The sequence below is a fragment of the Chromobacterium piscinae genome, assembly GCF_021129175.1.
In the GTDB taxonomy this organism is placed as follows: domain Bacteria; phylum Pseudomonadota; class Gammaproteobacteria; order Burkholderiales; family Chromobacteriaceae; genus Chromobacterium; species Chromobacterium piscinae.
In genome coordinates this window covers 1-17048 of the sequence record NZ_JAJOHV010000060.1, presented here as the reverse complement: position 1 = coordinate 17048, position 17048 = coordinate 1, and the positions used below count along the sequence as shown (strand labels likewise).

Annotated in this window: 14 protein-coding genes; 5 read left to right on the top strand and 9 right to left on the bottom strand. The window is 61.9% G+C overall.

From position 1 onward, the window contains the following. Nucleotides 1-162: 162 nt before the first annotated feature. Nucleotides 163-1239 carry a porin gene (locus tag LQR33_RS15945; protein ID WP_231178998.1) on the top strand — a complete coding sequence of 359 codons (1077 nt, stop codon included), beginning with the start codon at nucleotides 163-165 and terminating at the stop codon, nucleotides 1237-1239. A 154-nt stretch (nucleotides 1240-1393) separates the two neighbouring features. Continuing rightward, a complete protein-coding gene (locus tag LQR33_RS15940) occupies nucleotides 1394-2008 on the top strand; it encodes an LbetaH domain-containing protein (protein ID WP_231469667.1) in 615 nt (204 codons plus the stop codon). 52 nt (nucleotides 2009-2060) lie between these two features. Here LQR33_RS15940 and LQR33_RS15935 read toward each other — a convergent pair whose 3' ends face one another. The 5 genes from LQR33_RS15935 to LQR33_RS15915 all read right to left on the bottom strand — a co-directional run bounded on the left by LQR33_RS15935 (nucleotide 2061) and on the right by LQR33_RS15915 (nucleotide 9947). After that, nucleotides 2061-3680 (bottom strand): flavin monoamine oxidase family protein, encoded by a 1620-nt coding sequence (locus tag LQR33_RS15935; RefSeq protein ID WP_221668073.1) that lies wholly within the window; start codon nucleotides 3678-3680, stop codon nucleotides 2061-2063. Nucleotides 3681-3711: 31 nt separating this feature from the next. After that, nucleotides 3712-5625, bottom strand: a complete 1914-nt coding sequence (locus LQR33_RS15930; RefSeq protein ID WP_231469665.1) for a thiamine pyrophosphate-binding protein — start codon at nucleotides 5623-5625, stop codon at nucleotides 3712-3714. Between the two features lie 322 nt (nucleotides 5626-5947). After that, nucleotides 5948-8692 (bottom strand): magnesium-translocating P-type ATPase, encoded by a 2745-nt coding sequence (gene mgtA, locus LQR33_RS15925; RefSeq protein WP_231469663.1) that lies wholly within the window; start codon nucleotides 8690-8692, stop codon nucleotides 5948-5950. A gap of 304 nt (nucleotides 8693-8996) precedes the next feature. After that, nucleotides 8997-9338, bottom strand: coding sequence for a hypothetical protein (locus LQR33_RS15920; protein ID WP_166441195.1), 342 nt, complete (start codon nucleotides 9336-9338; stop codon nucleotides 8997-8999). A gap of 231 nt (nucleotides 9339-9569) precedes the next feature. Next, nucleotides 9570-9947 carry a hypothetical protein gene (locus LQR33_RS15915; RefSeq protein WP_021477520.1) on the bottom strand — a complete coding sequence of 126 codons (378 nt, stop codon included), beginning with the start codon at nucleotides 9945-9947 and terminating at the stop codon, nucleotides 9570-9572. A 701-nt stretch (nucleotides 9948-10648) separates the two neighbouring features. Here LQR33_RS15915 and LQR33_RS15910 point away from each other — a divergent pair. Next, nucleotides 10649-11359: a hypothetical protein gene (locus tag LQR33_RS15910; RefSeq protein WP_231469661.1), complete on the top strand. Its 711-nt coding sequence runs from the start codon at nucleotides 10649-10651 to the stop codon at nucleotides 11357-11359. Nucleotides 11360-11431: 72 nt separating this feature from the next. On the opposite strand, the gene lipA is transcribed toward LQR33_RS15910, so the two are convergent. The 4 genes from lipA to LQR33_RS15890 all read right to left on the bottom strand — a co-directional run bounded on the left by lipA (nucleotide 11432) and on the right by LQR33_RS15890 (nucleotide 14518). Next, on the bottom strand, nucleotides 11432-12379 hold the full coding sequence (lipA, locus tag LQR33_RS15905) for a lipoyl synthase (protein WP_221668070.1): 948 nt from the start codon (nucleotides 12377-12379) through the stop codon (nucleotides 11432-11434). Next, nucleotides 12376-12999, bottom strand: coding sequence for a lipoyl(octanoyl) transferase LipB (gene lipB / locus LQR33_RS15900; protein ID WP_231178992.1), 624 nt, complete (start codon nucleotides 12997-12999; stop codon nucleotides 12376-12378). The genes lipA and lipB overlap by 4 nt, the downstream gene beginning before the upstream one ends. A gap of 17 nt (nucleotides 13000-13016) precedes the next feature. After that, nucleotides 13017-13286 carry a YbeD family protein gene (locus tag LQR33_RS15895; protein WP_021477525.1) on the bottom strand — a complete coding sequence of 90 codons (270 nt, stop codon included), beginning with the start codon at nucleotides 13284-13286 and terminating at the stop codon, nucleotides 13017-13019. 86 nt (nucleotides 13287-13372) lie between these two features. Continuing rightward, complete coding sequence (locus tag LQR33_RS15890; RefSeq protein ID WP_231469659.1) at nucleotides 13373-14518, bottom strand: D-alanyl-D-alanine carboxypeptidase family protein; 1146 nt, start codon at nucleotides 14516-14518, stop codon at nucleotides 13373-13375. A gap of 203 nt (nucleotides 14519-14721) precedes the next feature. Here LQR33_RS15890 and ilvA point away from each other — a divergent pair, with 203 nt between their 5' ends. Both ilvA and LQR33_RS15880 read left to right on the top strand, forming a co-directional pair. Continuing rightward, on the top strand, nucleotides 14722-16251 hold the full coding sequence (gene ilvA / locus LQR33_RS15885) for a threonine ammonia-lyase, biosynthetic (protein ID WP_231469657.1): 1530 nt from the start codon (nucleotides 14722-14724) through the stop codon (nucleotides 16249-16251). 44 nt (nucleotides 16252-16295) lie between these two features. Beyond that, nucleotides 16296-16943: an HAD family hydrolase gene (locus tag LQR33_RS15880; RefSeq protein WP_231469655.1), complete on the top strand. Its 648-nt coding sequence runs from the start codon at nucleotides 16296-16298 to the stop codon at nucleotides 16941-16943. Nucleotides 16944-17048: the final 105 nt, after the last annotated feature.

The window sequence follows — 17048 nt, the reverse complement described above, 5'->3', positions numbered from 1 at the left end:
TTGTTAAGTTTGGACAAGATTTCTGAGCTCATGACTAGTGTTGTTTTTTTGCCGATTGTGATGTGTTTTTACAACATGGTACCGAAGTGTTCACTTGCATATATCCATCCGTGGAATTAGTATTCAATCGCTTTCTAAGACAAGCCACAAGGATTGTTCACCATGAAAAAAACTCTGATCGCCCTGGCGGTTGCCACTCTGCCGGCTGCCGCATTCGCTGATGTCACCATCTACGGCCAACTGAAGGCCGGCGTGGAAAATGTTGATGCCGCTGGTATCAACAAGACCAACGTCGATGACATGGGCTCCCGTATCGGCTTCAAAGGCAGCGAAGACCTGGGCAATGGCCTGAAGGCCATCTGGCAGGTTGAGAGCGGCTTCGACATTGACGGCACCAACCGTCAGAAGTACGGCACGTTCGCCAGCCGCGAATCCTTCGTCGGCCTGGATACCGGCTACGGTAAAGTGCGTCTGGGCAACATCTCCACCTTCAGCGACTCCAATATGAGCGTCGTGAACCCGTGGGAAAGCTCCAGCGACGCGCTGCAACTGAACGCCTTTACCCGTGACGATGTCCGCGTGAAGAACGCCATCCGTTTTGACACCGCCAACTACAACGGCTTCCAGGGCGCGTTCCTGTACGGCACCAAGGAAGATAAGACCGCTTCCTTCGCCACCGCGCCGAGCGATAGCTCGCGCGAGCTGTACAACCTGGGCCTGTCCTACGAGAACAGCGGCTTCTTCGGCAAGTACCAGTACATCCACCAGACTCCGGTGACCATCGCCGGCGTGCGTACCCAGTCCAATGACAGCCATCGTCTGGAAGCTGGCTACAACGCCAACAACCTGCTGCTTGCCTTCGGCTACCGCAACGACCGTGGCGACAGCTCCGTGACTCCGCTGAGCTACTTCCTGGGCGACAATGCTCCGGCTCTGGATGGCAGCAAGTACAAGTCGCAGGAATACGCGCTGACTGCCGCCTACACCCTGGGCGCATTCACGCCGAAGCTGACTTACGCGCAAGGCACCAACGTCAAGGTTGATGGCAACTCCGAACCGAACAGCGGCTACAAGCAGTTCCTGGTCGGCGTGGACTATCAAATGTCCAAGCGCACCACCGTTGGCCTGCAATATGGCGAAGTGAAGGCTGATCAAGCCATCTTCACCAATGGCAGCGATACCGCCACCGCCGGCAACAAGCTGCGCGGCGTGGGCCTGAACATGGTTCACTCCTTCTAATACCGCAAGGGATTAGAACAGCCGCGCCGATGGGCTGACATCGGAGCGCCGATACAAACTGCCGTTCCCGCAAGGGAACGGCAGTTTTGTTTTGGATGCTTGCCGGCCTGCGCTCGTGCGTGTCAAATCGCTTCTTTGCCTTAAGGAGCCCCCGATGCCGGAATTTCACCGCTTGTTGTCCGCCGTGGCCCAGGCCTTGCCGTGGCTCAATGCCGCTGACGTGCCCTGGCGATGGCTGGAAGGCTTGCCCGATGCGTTGGCGGCGCGCCGCGCCGCAGCCAATCCCGATGAATGGGTGTGGGATGGCGAGGCGATGATCCATCGCAGCGCGACGTTGGAAGAAGGGGCGATCCTGAAAGGGCCGGTCTGGATAGGCCCGGCTTGTCGGGTGGCCGCCCACGCCTACTTGCGCGGCGGAGTGGTTCTGTGCGCCGGAGTGACGGTGGGACCGGGCTGCGAGATCAAGACTTCCATCGTCGGGCCGGGCAGCCGGCTCGCCCATTTCAATTTCGTCGGCGATTCGGTGCTGGGCGCCGACGTCAACCTGGAGGCTGGGAGCATCCTGGCCAATCACTGGAACGAGCGCGACGACAAGACCATACGCCTGCATGTGGCTGGCAAGGTGCTGTTGCCGGGGCTGGAGAAACTGGGCGCTCTGCTGGGCGACGGCGTGCGGGTGGGGGCCAACGCGGTGTTGTCGCCGGGCACGGTGTTGGAGGCCGGCGCAGTGGTGCCGCGCCTGGGCCTGGTGGAGCAGGACCGAATCTGAAAACGGACCGCCGGCTTGGCCGAACGGTCCGTTCTTGCGGCCAGGGTGAGGCTTAACGCGGGAAGGGCGCGACGCCGAGTTTTGCCAACAGATAGCCGGCGGTCTGCAGCGCGCCCTCCACCCAGCCCTGCGCGTCGGAATAGGCCTCGCCGCAGATGTACAGCGGCAGGTCGGTGGGCTGAACTACCGCATGCTTCACTTCCCAGCTCTTCACGCCGATGTTCCAGCTGTTCCAGCCGCCGCCGAACGGATCGTCGCCCCAGTCGCGGTAGGCGGCGTTGCGCACTTTGGGCGTGTAGTTCAGGCTGTGCATCACAGTCAGCTGGCGAGTCACTTCCTCGGTCATCATCCGCGGCGCCTTGTACTGGTGCCATTCCAGCTCGTCGCGCTGCACATTGTCGTCCACGCCGATGAAGGGATCGGCGAGTTGCGCCACATCCCTACCGAGCGCTCTGGGCTGGCGGCGCTTGGCGCGCAGCCCGTCCCAGAAACCGGTGTTGTCGCCGTCGTCGTAGCTGGCCAGCAGCATCGCATGGCCTTCGGTGGCGGCGGTGCCATCGCTTTTCGGCCAATAGTAGGTTTGCCGCACCGGCAGGTCGGTGACCGAGCGGCCGGCCTGCACCGCGACGTAGATCGGTTTGCCGTCGTCGTCGGTGGAGGAGTAGCCGGTGTTGCGCCACCAGGGGCTGTTATAGGTGGTGAACAGTTTGAACAGCGGCCGCGGCGTGACGGTGGAGATCAGCGCCTGGGTTTTGGCGTCCTGCAGCGCCGGGCTGGTGGCAGTCAGCAGTTCCAGCGAGCGGCGGGGCATCGCCAGGATCAGCTTTTTGGCCGTCGCCGCGCTGCCGTTGACCTGGAAGGCGAAGCCGTCTCCCTGTAGCGTGATGTGGGAGATGTGGGATGCCAGCCTGACATCGCCGCCGGATTTTTCAAACAGTTGCGCCAGCGACAGCGGCACCTGCTGGAAGCCGTTGCTGAAGCCCATGTATTCTGGACTGACCCCGAAGTCGGACAGATACCATGGAATCGCGTCCGCCGCGTTCCAGTTGCACAGCGTGGAGTCGTAGCCGCCGACATCTTCGGCGTAGTGGTAAGCCTCGCCGGTGATGACCCGCAGCAGCACGTTCCAGAAGCCTTGTTTGTACAGCGGCACGCCGCCGAATTCAGCGCTTTGCGCCATTTCGCGGCGCTGTTCCTCGCTCAGGTTCGAGTTGGTGATGCCGGGCACGATCTGTTCGATCGCGTTGACGATCACCTCGCCAGCGCTTTGGCCGTGGTCGATGAAATTCAGCTGGTAGGGGACGATGTCCGGATCGTTGGTGAAGTCGGCCAGGCGCAGGTAGACGCCGCGCAGGAAGGCGATGTTCTGGGGCTCGTCCACCGGAAATTTATATAGCGAAATCTGTTCGTCGGCCGGCAGCTCCTGATTCAATTCGGTAATCAATTTTGTCACCAGCGGCTGCACCGCGGGCAGGATGCGCATGCCGCCCAGCTCCGCCACCATGTCGGGAATGTCGGGCGGGCGCACTGACAGCAGCCGCCCGCCGATGTGGTCGCTGGCTTCGAATACGGCGATCTTCTGCCCGGGGTTGGTTTGTTTCAGCCGCCAGGCGCAATAAACGCCGGATACGCCGCCGCCGACGATGGCGATGTCGAAATTTTCTTCAGCCATGGTGCTGTTTCCTTCTCTGGGTGGATTGCGTTCAGAAAATCACCGGCACATTGCCCGGCAGGCCAGCGTCGTCGCTGCGCCTCAGCGCGTCCGCGCCGAAGTGGAAGCAGTCCAGGCGGGGCTGTTTCTCGTAGCGGGCATTGGCTTCTTCCGGCGTGGGCGGGGTTTGTTCCAGGCCGATGGTATGCATGTCCAGCACGTAGGCGTGGCCGCCCAGCGCGTGGTCAATGCCGCGCCTGACTGCCGCGCGCACGTCCTCCGGATGGCGGACGATTTCGCCCTCCATGCCGCCGAAGGCCTTGGCCAGGGTGACGAAATCCGGCTTGGGACGATGGATGCGCAGGTATTCCGGGTCTTGCGTCTTGGCGGTCCATTCGTAGCCCGGCGCGTCGCCGTATATCGACTCCACTTGCTGCAGGCCCATCTGCAGCGTGTGGTACTCGTGGTTGTTGGTGATGATGTAGAGCACGCCCAGCTGGCGGTGTTGCGCGGTCCACCAGGTTTGCGGGTAGAACAGCGAGGAGCCGTCGCCGGTGGCGGCGACGACGAAGCGGGTGTCTATGCCCTGGCAGCCGTCCGGCTCCAGTTTGATGCCCAGCGTGGCCGGCATCGACCAGCCCAGCGAGCCGCCGCCGACGCAGTAGTAGCTGATCGGCGCAGCCGCTTGGTCGGTGAATGGCAGCAGGTACTGGAACGGCGCCGGATCGGACACCGCCTCGTGCACGTAGACGAACTGCTTTTCCAGCTGGCGCTCGCCGATTTCCTTTCGCAGCGCGTCGGCGATCACCACCGCCCAGATCTCGTTCTGATGCATCGCTTCGCGCAGGTAGGCGTCCCAGGCGACCTTGCGCTGGGCGGCCAGCTCTTTCAGCTTGGCGTTGCGGGCAACGGCCGCGGTCGAGGGCTGGTCGCCGATCAACTGGTTGATCAGCGGCAGCGTGGCTTTCAGATCGCCGAACAGCGCGGCCTCGCCGTAGTAGTTCTTGCCGATGTCCCAGGTATGGTTGCTGAGGTAGACCTGGGTGACGGAGGGCGGAATCAGCGGACCGTCGCTGTACTTGTAGACCGTGATCTGCGCCTGGTTGCTGAAGCCGCACAGGAAGGCGACGTCATGACCGGCGAACACTTGCTGCACGCCGGATTGGCTGCCGGGCAGCTCGCCCTGCCAGTGGTAATCGTTGTTGGGGAAGTTGGCCAGGCTGCTGAAGGTTTGCTGCAGCACCGGCGCGCCCAGCAGCTCCGCCATCCGCTGCAGTTCCGGCCAGGCTTCGGCGTAGCCGGCGGCGTCTCCGGTGACGATGATGGGGTTCTTGGCCTCGCGCAGCAGCTGCGCCGCCTGCGTTATCGCCTGGCGATCGGCGGTGAAGTGCGGCGAAATCTTCGTCACGCCCTTGATGCGGTCGTCGTCGCCGATGCGGCGCATGGTGAATTCCCACGGGATGGCGACGAATACCGGGCCGTTGGGCGGCGCCATCGCCTCCTTGAATGCACGCTGCAGCACCATTGGGAATTCCTGCTCAGTGCGGACCTCATGCGCCCACTTGGTGTATTGACGGGCCAAGTCCACCAGATTGGATGCCAGCAGAGGCTCCTGGGTGACCAGCTCGTTCTGCTGCTGGCAGCACAGGATCACCAGCGGGGCCTGTGAGCGCCAGGCGTTGAACAGATTGCCGATGGCGTGGGCGATGCCGGGCGTCACGTGCACCACCAGCACGCCGGGCTTGCCGGTCATCCGCGCCGAGCCCATCGCCGCGCCGATGGCGATGTTCTCGTGCAGGCACTCGATGTACTCCACCTGGTTTTCCGGGTAGGACGTGCCGTCGATGATGGGAATCTCGTTGGTGCCGGGCACGCCGAAAATACGGTGTATGCCCAGCTGGCTCAGGATGTCGAACACGTAATCGCGCGCCCAGCGTTTCTGGCCGCCTGCATCGTCCATGCTCATGATTTTCTCCATCTGGTTATTGGAATGGATACTGTTTGTGGTAATTCAGCCCAGAGAGGATGGATATGGACGAAGCCTTGCCAGATTAATTTCCACAGCTTGCGGGAGGCGGCCGGCATGAGGGAGGGGCCGTGATTATCATGAGGCGGGAAGAAGAGGCGGGAGCGCTTAGGTACGAATACTAGCTGTCTAAAAGTGCAGGTTTTGCACAAAAATCCTGGCGGCTTGGATGTTGCTGAACTAAAGGCGAGTTGGCGATATGAAAAAGGCCGGTCTTGGACCGGCCTCAGACATGTGATGGCGTTGCCGCCCTATCAGGCGCTTAGAACCATTGACCGTAACGCTTGATGTAAATGGTCTTCACCGTCTGCGTCAGCGCCAGATAGCCGGCCATCGTCAGCAGCAGCCACCAGAAGTAGCTGGTGTCCAGCTGGATGAAGCCCAGCGAGGACGCGATCGGCGAGAACGGCAGATAGCAGGCGATGGCGATGGCGATCGAAGTCGACAGCAGCACCGGCAGCGACGCCGTGCTCTGCAGGAACGGAATCTTGCGGGTGCGCAGCATGTGCACCACCAGGGTCTGCGAGATCAGGCCTTCCATGAACCAGCCGGTGTTCATGATCAGCTGGCCGCCGTCGCCGCCGTGCATGTGGTAGGCCGCGCCTGCGCCGAACACTGTCCACAGCAGGATGTAGGTGGTGATGTCGAACACCGAGGATGTCGGCCCCAGCCACAGCATGAAGCGCTTGATGTTGCCGGCTTCCCACTTGCGCGGTTTCTTCAGGAAATCCGGATCCATCTTGTCCCAGGGCAGGAACATCTGCGACAGGTCGTAGATCAGGTTCTGCAGCAACAGCTGCATCGCCAGCATCGGCTCCCACGGCAGCCAGGCGGAGGCCACCAGCACCGAGAACACATTGCCGAAGTTGGAGCTGGCGGTCATGTTCAGGTACTTGAGGATGTTGCCGAAGGTTTCGCGGCCCTTAATCACGCCTTCCTCCAGCACCATCAGGCTCTTTTCCAGCAGGATGATGTCGGCGGTTTCCTTGGCGATGTCAGCGCCGCTGTCCACCGAGATGCCGACGTCGGCGTCGCGCAGCGCCGGCGCGTCATTGATGCCGTCGCCGAGGAAGCCGACGGTGTGGCCGTTGGCCTGCAATGCTTTCACCACGCGAGACTTCTGCAGTGGGGTCAGCTTGGCGAAGATGGTGGTGCGCTTGACCGCGGCGCACAGCGCGACGTCGTCCATCGCCTCGATCTCGGGGCCCAGCAGCGGCTTGCCCGGATTGAGGCCGACGTCGCGGCAAACCTTGGCGGTAACGATGGGATTGTCGCCGGTCAGCACCTTGACGGTGACGCCGTACTCGTTCAGCGCCTTGATCGCCGGCGCGGCGGAGTCCTTGGGCGGATCGAGGAAGGTCAGGAAGCCGCGCGCCACCAGGCCGCGCTCGTCGGCGGTCTGGTAAGCGTTCTTGCGCTCGTCGGACGGGATATGGCGGGTGGCCACCACCAGCACGCGGTAGCCTTCGGCGTTGAATTCCTGGCTCAGGCGCAGCAGGCGGGCGCGTTCTTGCGCGTTCAGCGCGCGCACTTCATCGCCGTCCTGGATGTGGCTGCAGACGGCCAGCATTTCCTCTACCGCGCCCTTGGACACCATCAGTTGCTGGCCATTCTGCTCCTGCAGGATCACCGACAGCCGGCGGCGCTCGAAATCGAACGGCAGCTCGTCCACCTTGCTGTAATGGCGCAGCTTGACGCGCTCGCCCAGCTCATCGGCGCGCTCGACGATGGCGATGTCCATCAGATTCTTCATGCCGCTCTGGTGGAAGCTGTTGAGCCAGGCCAGTTGCAGCGTGGTTTCGTCCTTGTCGCCGTAGACGTCGTAATGGTGCTCCAGGATGATCTTGTCCTGGGTCAGGGTGCCGGTCTTGTCGGTGCATAGCACATCCATCGCGCCGAAGTTCTGCACCGAGTTCAGCCGCTTCACCACTACCTTGCGCCGCGCCATCGCCACTGCGCCCTTGGCCAGGTTGGCGGAGACGATCATCGGCAACATTTCCGGCGTCAGGCCCACGGCCACCGCCAGCGCGAAGGTGAGGGCGGACATCCAGTCGCCCTTGGTGACGCCGTTGATCATGAAGACGATGGGCACCATCACCAGCATGAAGCGGATCAGCAGCCAGGAGACGCTGTTGACGCCCTTGTCGAAGCTAGTTTCGATGCGCTTGTGGCTGACCACATTGCGCGCTAGCGAGCCGAAGTAAGTATCGGTGCCGGTGGCCACCACCACCGCGCGGGCGGTGCCGGACACCACATTGGTGCCCATGAAGCAGGCGTTGGATAGATCGAGCAGGCCGGCCTCGCCGTCGGTCTGGCCGTCGGCGGACTTGGCGGCCACCGCGCCCAGGGTGTCGTATTTCTCCACCGGCAGCGCTTCGCCGGTCAGCACCGCCTGGCTGATGAACAGGTCGCGGGACTCCAGCAGCCGCACATCGGCGGGTACCATGTCGCCGGCTTGCAGGTGGATGACGTCGCCGACCACCAATTCGGTCATCGGCACTTCCATGCGCAGCGGCACGGTGGGGGAAGTGGGGCGGCGCTGGACGGTGGCGGTGTTGCGCACCAGAGACTTCAGTTTTTCCGCCGCCTTGGCCGAGCGGTATTCCTGCCAGAAACGCAGCAGGCCGCTGACGCCGATCATACTGGCCAGGATGATGACCTTGGTCCAGTCCTGATCGTCTGGCGCCGCCATCGCGATGTCCATCACATAGCTGATCGCGGCCAGCGCGATCAGCACCATCACGAACGGGTTCTTGAATGCCAGCAGCAGCTGGATCAGCGCATGCGGCGGCTTGTCGTGGGCCACTTCGTTGCGGCCGTATTGCTCCAGCCGCTGGGCGGCTTCGGCGGAGGTCAGGCCTTCCGGCTGGCTGCGCAGCCGCTTGAAGGTTTCTTCCTGCGGCAGCAAGGCTTCATGGGCCAGGCGGAAGGCGATTTGGTCGCCGGTTTTGCCCGGAGCGGCGATGAAGCCCCGGTTCCGTTTGCGGGGGGTGAGGTTCTTGGTCATGGTAAATCTCCTGGCGCTGCGGGCACGACCAGCCCTGCCATTCGAGCGTGCTCGCGATTTCGCCTTCCGCGCGCCGTGAAACGGCCGATGTCGGAAAGGATATTGAGCAGGCTCTCGTGCATCAGCGCCGACAATGTGTCAGCTCGAAAAGCGAGAGAACATTGCCGCCCGTTGGGGGGCTCTATGCGAACGCCCCAGCGGGTGGCATCTCAAAAGGTTATGGGGGGGGCGCTATGTCATGCCATCTCCTGTGCTGCTTGGACGCCGGGCGCGAAGGCGCGGCGCATGATTTAGGAAGACGGCGTCAGGCCAGCGCGCGGTTGGCGGTGGGTGGCAGCGACAGGCATTCCAGCTTCACCTGGGTCAGCGGCAGCGTGGTCAGCCGCTGGGCGATGCCCTGCAGGAAATGCATGCAGGAGGTGGAGTCGGAACGGAAGTCGGCGCTGATCAGCCAGGGCGCGGCGGCCAGGATGGCGCCGCGGGCGGGGGCCTGCGGCTGTTCCCGCCATTGCAGGATGCGCAGGCCGTGTTTCAGCGCCTGGCCGCGCAGCTCGCGGCGGGCCGCGCCCAGCGACATGGCCGGGCAGGCGATCGACAATTGGTAGCGCTGTTGTTGGCGCGGATTCAGGAAGGGATTCTGCATCATCGTAAGCTCCTGGCCGCGCGGGGCCGGACGGGCCGGCCATCGCGCGCGGCGACGGATGTCCGCGTCCAGCTTGGGGACGCGAAACGGATCGGGTCATGCCGCGGCGGCATTCCCCGATGCTTACGACAGGGGGTTACCGGCGGCGAAGGCTTGCTGTTTGCGGCTCGGGCTCTTCGGGCATGTCGGCGTGTTCCTCGTTTTAAGGCGGCGTGGCGGATGAATTTATGGATGTCAGGCGATTCTGGCGCGGCCGTGGCCGAACAGTCCGCGCGTCTGCGGGCGGGCGGCTTGCGCGCGGCGGCCCCAGTGGACGCGATGGATCTCCGGCAATTGGCTCAGGCGCAGCGCCATGTCGTCCAGAATCTGGCGTTGTTGCAGCGGGCAGTTCAGCACTACTGACAGCTTGCAGTGGCTATCGGAGCCTTCCGGCGCGATGGTGACCTGAGAGGCGCGCAGGCCCAGATCGTGCATTTCCCAAAACAGGCGTTTGCGCAGCGTGGTGATCACGTCTTTATCGCAAACAATATTCAGGCGGAAATCGGCGGATGCGGCAGTTTGATTATTGCGGGTGAAGAATTTCAGCAGCTGGGTCAATTTCAGGGCGTGCATATTGAGTCCCCCCATTATTATTTCAACAGGTAATAAACATCCCGTTCCGGTTGAATAAACCGTAATCACGGATGTACTCCGATATTGAACGAGCGAATATCGCGCAGCTGCTGGTCTGCTTATTCCCACCCGAGGGAAGGTCAGCCTGTCCGGCAGGCGTGCGACGCATTCGCTCGCGGTTCTGGCTCTTCCGGCATGGAATCTCCTTTGCGAAACGAAAGCATGCGCAAACAATCCGTCTGACGCGTGATCTGTCGATGGGGGCTGGCCGCGGCGACGCTGGCTCGGTTGAGGATGCGGCCAATCAAGGCCGGACAGTATCCATCATGAGGCGCGGTGCGTCGTATTGCGGCTTGGGAACCGGCTTGCCGCCGGATCTGGACGCCACATCCTGCTTGCAGGATGCGGCAGAGGAAGAGTGTTCGGTCTGCTGAAATCCTGCAAGGCTTATACTGCGATCGAAGATCGACTAGAACCGTCGTTGTCCACGGTTTGCCTTTGCAAAATTAATAACAAGCCAACTATAAGCGAAAACCGTTATTAAATCAAACCTGATTGTTATTTGATGGAATCGGCGTGGCGGATTTGCCATCGCTTCATAAATAGAAACTTCTGGGTGGGGGGATTTCAACCGCAAGATGCGCCGGACTTTCATTTTGCATGATCCATTGATTTATCTTGCATGGGCGGAGGCAATTTTTATGCTGACCATCATTTTGGAGGGGCGCGACATGACGGCGTTGAGAGTTTCGAAGAGCGAAGTGGAGGGGGCAATCTGCACTGGTATCCGAAAGGCGTATCGGGAGTACTTGAGATGGACGGGGGATGAGGGGCTTCACGGAGCGCCGGAGTACTTGTTGACTTGTGCTGTTGCAAGAGAGCTGGTGGATGTGGAGGAAGGTTGTTATGTCACCTTAGAGGCCGGTATGCGCGAGACGTTGGAGTATGCAAATGTGTGTCTCGACGAGGTGCCCAGAGTGACTCTTAGGCTGGATGGCAGGGCTGATGTTGTGCTGTGGGTAGCTCCCGAGGTTGGCCAGGATGGTGTGCCTAGAGCGATTGTCGAGGTGAAGAATTACTTGGCGGAGCCGGGTGCACGTCTGTTTGAGGATGTAGCTAGGCTGCGTGATGCTTTGGAGTTGAGTGTCTGGTGCGGGGGAGCATTGGAGTTTGGCTGTCTCGCGTTCTGGCTCGGTGTTGATGAGCCCAGACAGAAGGTTCGGCATGATACTCCCGTGGCTTGGCTGCAACATAAGTCCAGGCGATTGTGGGAAGTTGCGCAGGAGCTGGTGTGTCTGGATGGGTTAGAGGCAAGGCTAGTGCAGCCGAAGTTTTATCAAGGTGCTTACGACGATGGCACGCGCTATGCCTGGGCTCCCAGCGTGCTGGTAATAGAAAAGCCCACGGAATGAGAAGGGGGAGATGTGAAAACGGCATCCGGGCCTGGGCGCGGATGCCGTTCTTGCTTGAGGTCGCCGGGTGTATTACACGCCCGCTTCGTGCGCCTGTTCATCCGCGTGGTAGCTGGAGCGAACCATCGCGCCGACGGCGGCGTGGACGAAGCCCATTTCGTAGGCTTTTTCCTCGAACATCTTGAACACGTCCGGATGCACGTAGCGCAGTACCGGCAGGTGGCCGTCGGACGGTTGCAGATATTGGCCGATGGTCAGCATGTCCACGTTGTGGGCGCGCATGTCGCGCATCACTTCCAGGATTTCCTCGTCGGTCTCGCCCAGGCCCACCATCAGGCCGGATTTGGTGCGCACGTGCGGATTCTTCGCCTTGTAGTCCTTGAGGAGCTGCAGCGAGTGCGCGTAGTCGGCGCCCGGGCGGGCTTGCTTGTACAGGCGCGGCACGGTTTCCAGGTTGTGGTTCATCACGTCCGGCGGCGTCTGGGTCAGGATGTCGACGGCGATGTCCAGGCGGCCGCGGAAATCCGGCACCAGTGTTTCGATCTGCGTGTTCGGCGACATTTCGCGCACCGCGCCGATGCAGTCGGCGAAATGTTGTGCGCCGCCGTCGCGCAGGTCGTCGCGGTCCACCGAGGTGACCACCACGTATTTCAGCCGCATCGCGGCCACGCTCTCGGCCAGGTGCTTGGGCTCGTTCGGGTCCAGAGGATTGGGGCGGCCGTGGCCGACGTCGCAGAACGGGCAGCGGCGGGTGCAGATGTCGCCCATGATCATGAAGGTGGCGGTGCCCTTGCTGAAGCACTCGCCGATGTTCGGGCAGGTGGCTTCTTCGCAGACGGTGTGCAGCTTCTGTTCGCGCAGGATCTGTTTGATCTCGTGGAAGCGCTGGCCGTTGGGCAGCTTGGCGCGGATCCATTCCGGCTTTTTCAGCTTTTCGTCCAGCGGCACGATCTTGATCGGGATGCGGGCGGTCTTGGCCGCGCCCTTGTGCTTCACCCCGGCCTGGTTGTCCGGCTTCATGCGGTCTCCTTGCTTATGCTCAGGTGGCGTTCCAGGTGCGGCAGCAGCTTGTCGGCGGCTTCGGCGACCGTGAGGTTCACGCCCAGATTCTTCATTTGGGTCACCTTGAGGTTGGCGTAGCCGCAAGGGTTGATCCAGCTAAACGGGGTCAGGTCCATATCCACATTCAGGCTCAGGCCGTGGTAGGTGGCGCCGTTCTTGATGCGCAGGCCTAGCGAGGCGATCTTGGCGCCGTCCACATAGACGCCGGGCGCGTCCACGTCGCCATTAGCGGCGATGCCCTGTTCGGCCAGCATGTCGATGATAGCCTGTTCGATGTGGCGCACCAGGTCGCGCACGCCGACTCGCATGCGCTTGAAGTCCACCAGCAGGTAGACCACCAGCTGGCCGGGGCCGTGATAGGTGATCTGGCCGCCGCGGTCGGTCTTCACCACCGGGACGTCGTTCTGCTGCAGTAGATGTTCCGGCTTGCCGGCGAGGCCCTGGGTGAATACCGCTGGATGCTCCACCACCCACAGCTCGTCGCAGGTCTCGGCGGCGCGGCTGTCGGTGAAGGCCTGCATGGCGCGCCAGGTCGGCTCGTAATCGACCCGGCCCAGATGTTTGATGATGCGAGGCACCTGAACTCCCGGTGTTTTTAGAGGACCATTTTTACCATCGGGTGGCCGGTCAGCGACAGATAGATGCTGTCGAGCTGCTGGCGCGAGGTGGCGGTGACGGTGACGGTCAGCGCATAGAAGCGGCCGCCGGAGCTTTCGCGCAGCACCACGTCGATCTCGGCTAGATCGGGGGCGTTGATGCGCACCACTTCGGTGATGGTGGTGACGAATTCATCATGCCGCTCGCCCATGATCTTGAGCGGAAAGCGACAGGGGAATTCCATCAGTTCCTGTTTTTCGTCGGACATGTCTGGCTACTCTGATGCGATTACAAAATGGCAGGCCGCGGACGAGCCGCGGCGCTGCGTACTACTGAATACTATTATACCGCGGCTTACTTCCAGCCGAGCATCAGCTTCAGGCTGTCCCACAGCCGGCTGAAGAAACCGCCTTCTTCCACGGCTTTCAATGCTACCACCGGGCGTTCCAGCAGCGGCTTGCCGTCTAGGGATACGGTCAGCTTGCCCACCACTTGGCCGGCCTTGATCGGCGCGATCAGCGGCTGCATGGTGGTCATGTCGGCCTTCAGCTTGGCGGCTTGGCCCTTGGCCACGGTGGCGAACACGTCGCCGCTGAAGCCTACGGACACCGCCTTTTCGCTGCCTTTGTATACGGGGACGTCCGATACGCGGGTGTTCGCAGCATAAAGTTTGGGCGTGTCGAAGAATTGCAAGCCATAGTTCAGCAGCTTGGAGCTTTCCACCGCGCGGGCTTCGGGGCTGGCGGTGCCGACGACGACGGAGATCACGCGGCGGCCGTCGCGGTGGCTGGAGGTCACCATATTGTAGCCGGCGCTGTCGGTGTAGCCGGTCTTCATGCCGTCGACGTTGGGGTCGCGGTACAGCAGCAGGTTGCGGTTTGGCTGCTTGATGTTGTTGTAGGTGAACGACTTCATCGAGTAGATCGGGTAGAACTCGGGATAGTCGCGGATCAGCGCGGCGGCCAGGATGCCCAGATCGTGCACCGTGGTGTAATGGCCGTCATGCGGCAGGCCGGTGGCGTTCTTGAACTGGGTGTTCTTCATGCCCAGCTTTTGCGCCTGCTGGGTCATCAGCTGGCCGAACACGTCTTCGCTGCCGGCGATGGCTTCGGCCAGCGTCACGCAGGCGTCGTTGCCGGACTGGACGATCATGCCCTTGATCAGGTCGTCCACTTTGGCCGGGACTTTCGGGTCCAGGAACATCCGCGAGCCTTCGGTCTTCCAGCCGCGCTGAGACACGGTCAGCGTCTGTTCCAGCGACAGGCGCTTTTCCTTCAGCGCCTTGAAAGTCAGGTAGGCGGTCATCAGCTTGGTCAGCGAGGCCGGTTCGACGCGGGCGTCCGGATCGCGGGCGGCGAGCACCTGCTGGCTGTTGTAGTCGAGCAGGTAATAGGCCTTGCCGGCTATTTCCGGCGTCGGCGGCACAAATGCGGTATTGGCGAAGCCAAACGAGGGCAGCGCCAGCGCGGCGGCCACCAGGGCAGAGGTGAATTTTTTCATTTTCTGGAGGGGGCTTGCTAGGGGTAACAAACAGTAGCCGTTGATTATACACACTCGGGCTACCTGCGCGGCCGGAAAAAGCCTGTCCGACATGTTGCATATTGCAATGCAGCAAATTCTGCCGGACAGGTCTCCCGCTGGTTTGGAGTTCCTGATACTCTGACAGTTCAAATACAAGAAACTATCAGGGACAAGGCATCGCCATGAGTAACAAGCAAGACTATCTGGAGCGCATCCTCACTTCGCGGGTGTACGACGTGGCGGTAGAGACGCCGCTGGAACTGGCCCCCAATCTGTCGCGTCGTTACCGCAACAACATTCTGCTCAAGCGCGAGGACCTGCAGCCGGTGTTCTCGTTCAAGCTGCGCGGCGCTTACAACAAGATGGCCAAGCTGACGCCGGAGCAGCGCGCGCGCGGGGTGATCACCGCCAGCGCCGGCAACCACGCCCAGGGCGTGGCGCTGTCGGCCAGCAAGCTCGGCTGCGAGGCGGTGATCGTGATGCCGGTCACCACGCCGCAGATCAAGATAGACGCGGTGAAGCAGCGCGGCGGCCAGGTGGTGCTGTCGGGAGACTCCTTCAACGAAGCTTACCTGCATGCGGTGAAGCTGGCCGAGGAGAGCGGCCGCACCTACATCCCGCCTTTCGACGACCCGGACGTGATCGCAGGCCAGGGGACGGTGGGCATGGAAATCCTGCGCCAACATCCGGACGATCTGGATGCCGTATTCGTCGCCATCGGCGGCGGCGGCCTGGCGGCCGGCGTGGCCAGCTTCATCAAACGGCTGAAGCCCGAGATCAAGATCATCGGCGTGCAGCCTGTCGACTCCGACGCGATGCGCCAGTCCATAGAGAAGGGCGAGCGGGTCGAGCTGAAAGACGTGGGTCTGTTCGCCGACGGCGTAGCGGTCAAGCTGGTGGGCGAGGAAACCTTCCGCATCTGCCGCGAGCTGTTGGATGAAATCATCCTGGTGGATTCCGACGCCATCTGCGCGGCGATCAAGGACATTTTCGAGGATACCCGCTCCATCGTCGAGCCGGCCGGCGCGCTGGCGGTGGCCGGCGTCAAGGCCTACGTCGAGCGCGAAGGCTGCGAGGGGCAGTCGCTGGTGGCGATTTCCTGCGGCGCCAATATGAACTTCGACCGCCTGCGCCACGTGTCGGAGCGTTCCGAGCTGGGCGAGCGGCGCGAGGCCATCATCGCCGTCACTATTCCGGAGAAGCCGGGCAGCTTTAAGCGCTTCTGTTCGGTGATAGGGGGGCGCAACATCACTGAGTTCAATTATCGCTTTGCCGATCCCAGCGTCGCCCACGTCTTTGTCGGCGTGCAGATCGCCGGCCGGGACGATGTGGAAAGGCTGATCGGCGACCTGCGCGAGGCGGAGCTGGACGGCATCGACCTGACCGACAACGAGCTGGCCAAGCTGCATATCCGCCACTTGGTCGGCGGGCATGCGCCGCAGTTGAAGGACGAGCGGGTGCTGCGCTTCGAATTTCCGGACCGTCCTGGCGCGCTGATGCGTTTCCTGGAGGCGATGCGCACCGACTGGAACATCAGCTTGTTCCATTATCGCAATCATGGCGCCGACTACGGCCGGGTGCTAGTCGGCATCCAGGTGCCATCCGGTGATGCGCAGGCTTTCCAGCAGTTCCTCGATTCGCTCGGATATCCTTATATAGAGGAAACCGAAAATCCAGCGTATCGATTGTTCCTTGGCAAGACTATCCGTTGATGGTGCAATGTCGGTCTCACTCTCAATCCGGTGAAGCAGGAATCATGATCAAGGCAGTATTGTTCGATTTGGACGGCACGCTGGCCGACACCGCACGCGACCTGGGTGCGGCGTTGAACTGCCTGCTGGCGGAGGAGGGGCTTGCCCCCCTGTCTTATGAGCTTATTCGTCCCGTCGCCAGCCATGGTGCGCGCGGTCTGGTTCAGCTCGGCTTCGGTGCCGATCTCGATGCCGACCGGATGGAGGAGCTGCGGGTGCGCTTTATGGATCTCTATGACGCCAACCTCGCGGGGGAGACCACGCTGTTCGATGGCGTGAATGAGTTGATCTCCGAACTGAATAAGCGGGGATTGGCCTGGGGCATCATCACCAACAAGTCGATGCGCTTCACCGACCGCTTGGTGCCGTGGCTGCCTTTCGCCATCCCGCCGGCGGTGATCGTCAGCGGCGATACCGTCGGGGTGGCCAAGCCTGATCCGAAGCCGATGCTGCACGCGACCAGCCAGATCGGCATCGCGCCCGAGCATTGCATGTATGTCGGCGATGCCGAGCGCGACATTCAGGCAGGTCGAAATGTCGGCATGAAGACAGTGTTGGTCAACTGGGGCTATTTCTCCGAGCAGGACAGGCCGGCGCATTGGGGCGCGGATATCGACATCGATCATCCATTGCAACTGCTTGGCTATCTATAACGGACGAGAAGAGCATTGAGACAGGCTGGCGGCAACGCCGGCCTGTTTGTTTTGCGGTGCCCCAGCGCGGCGGAGGCGGACAGACATGCGCTTTTTTGCGGGCAG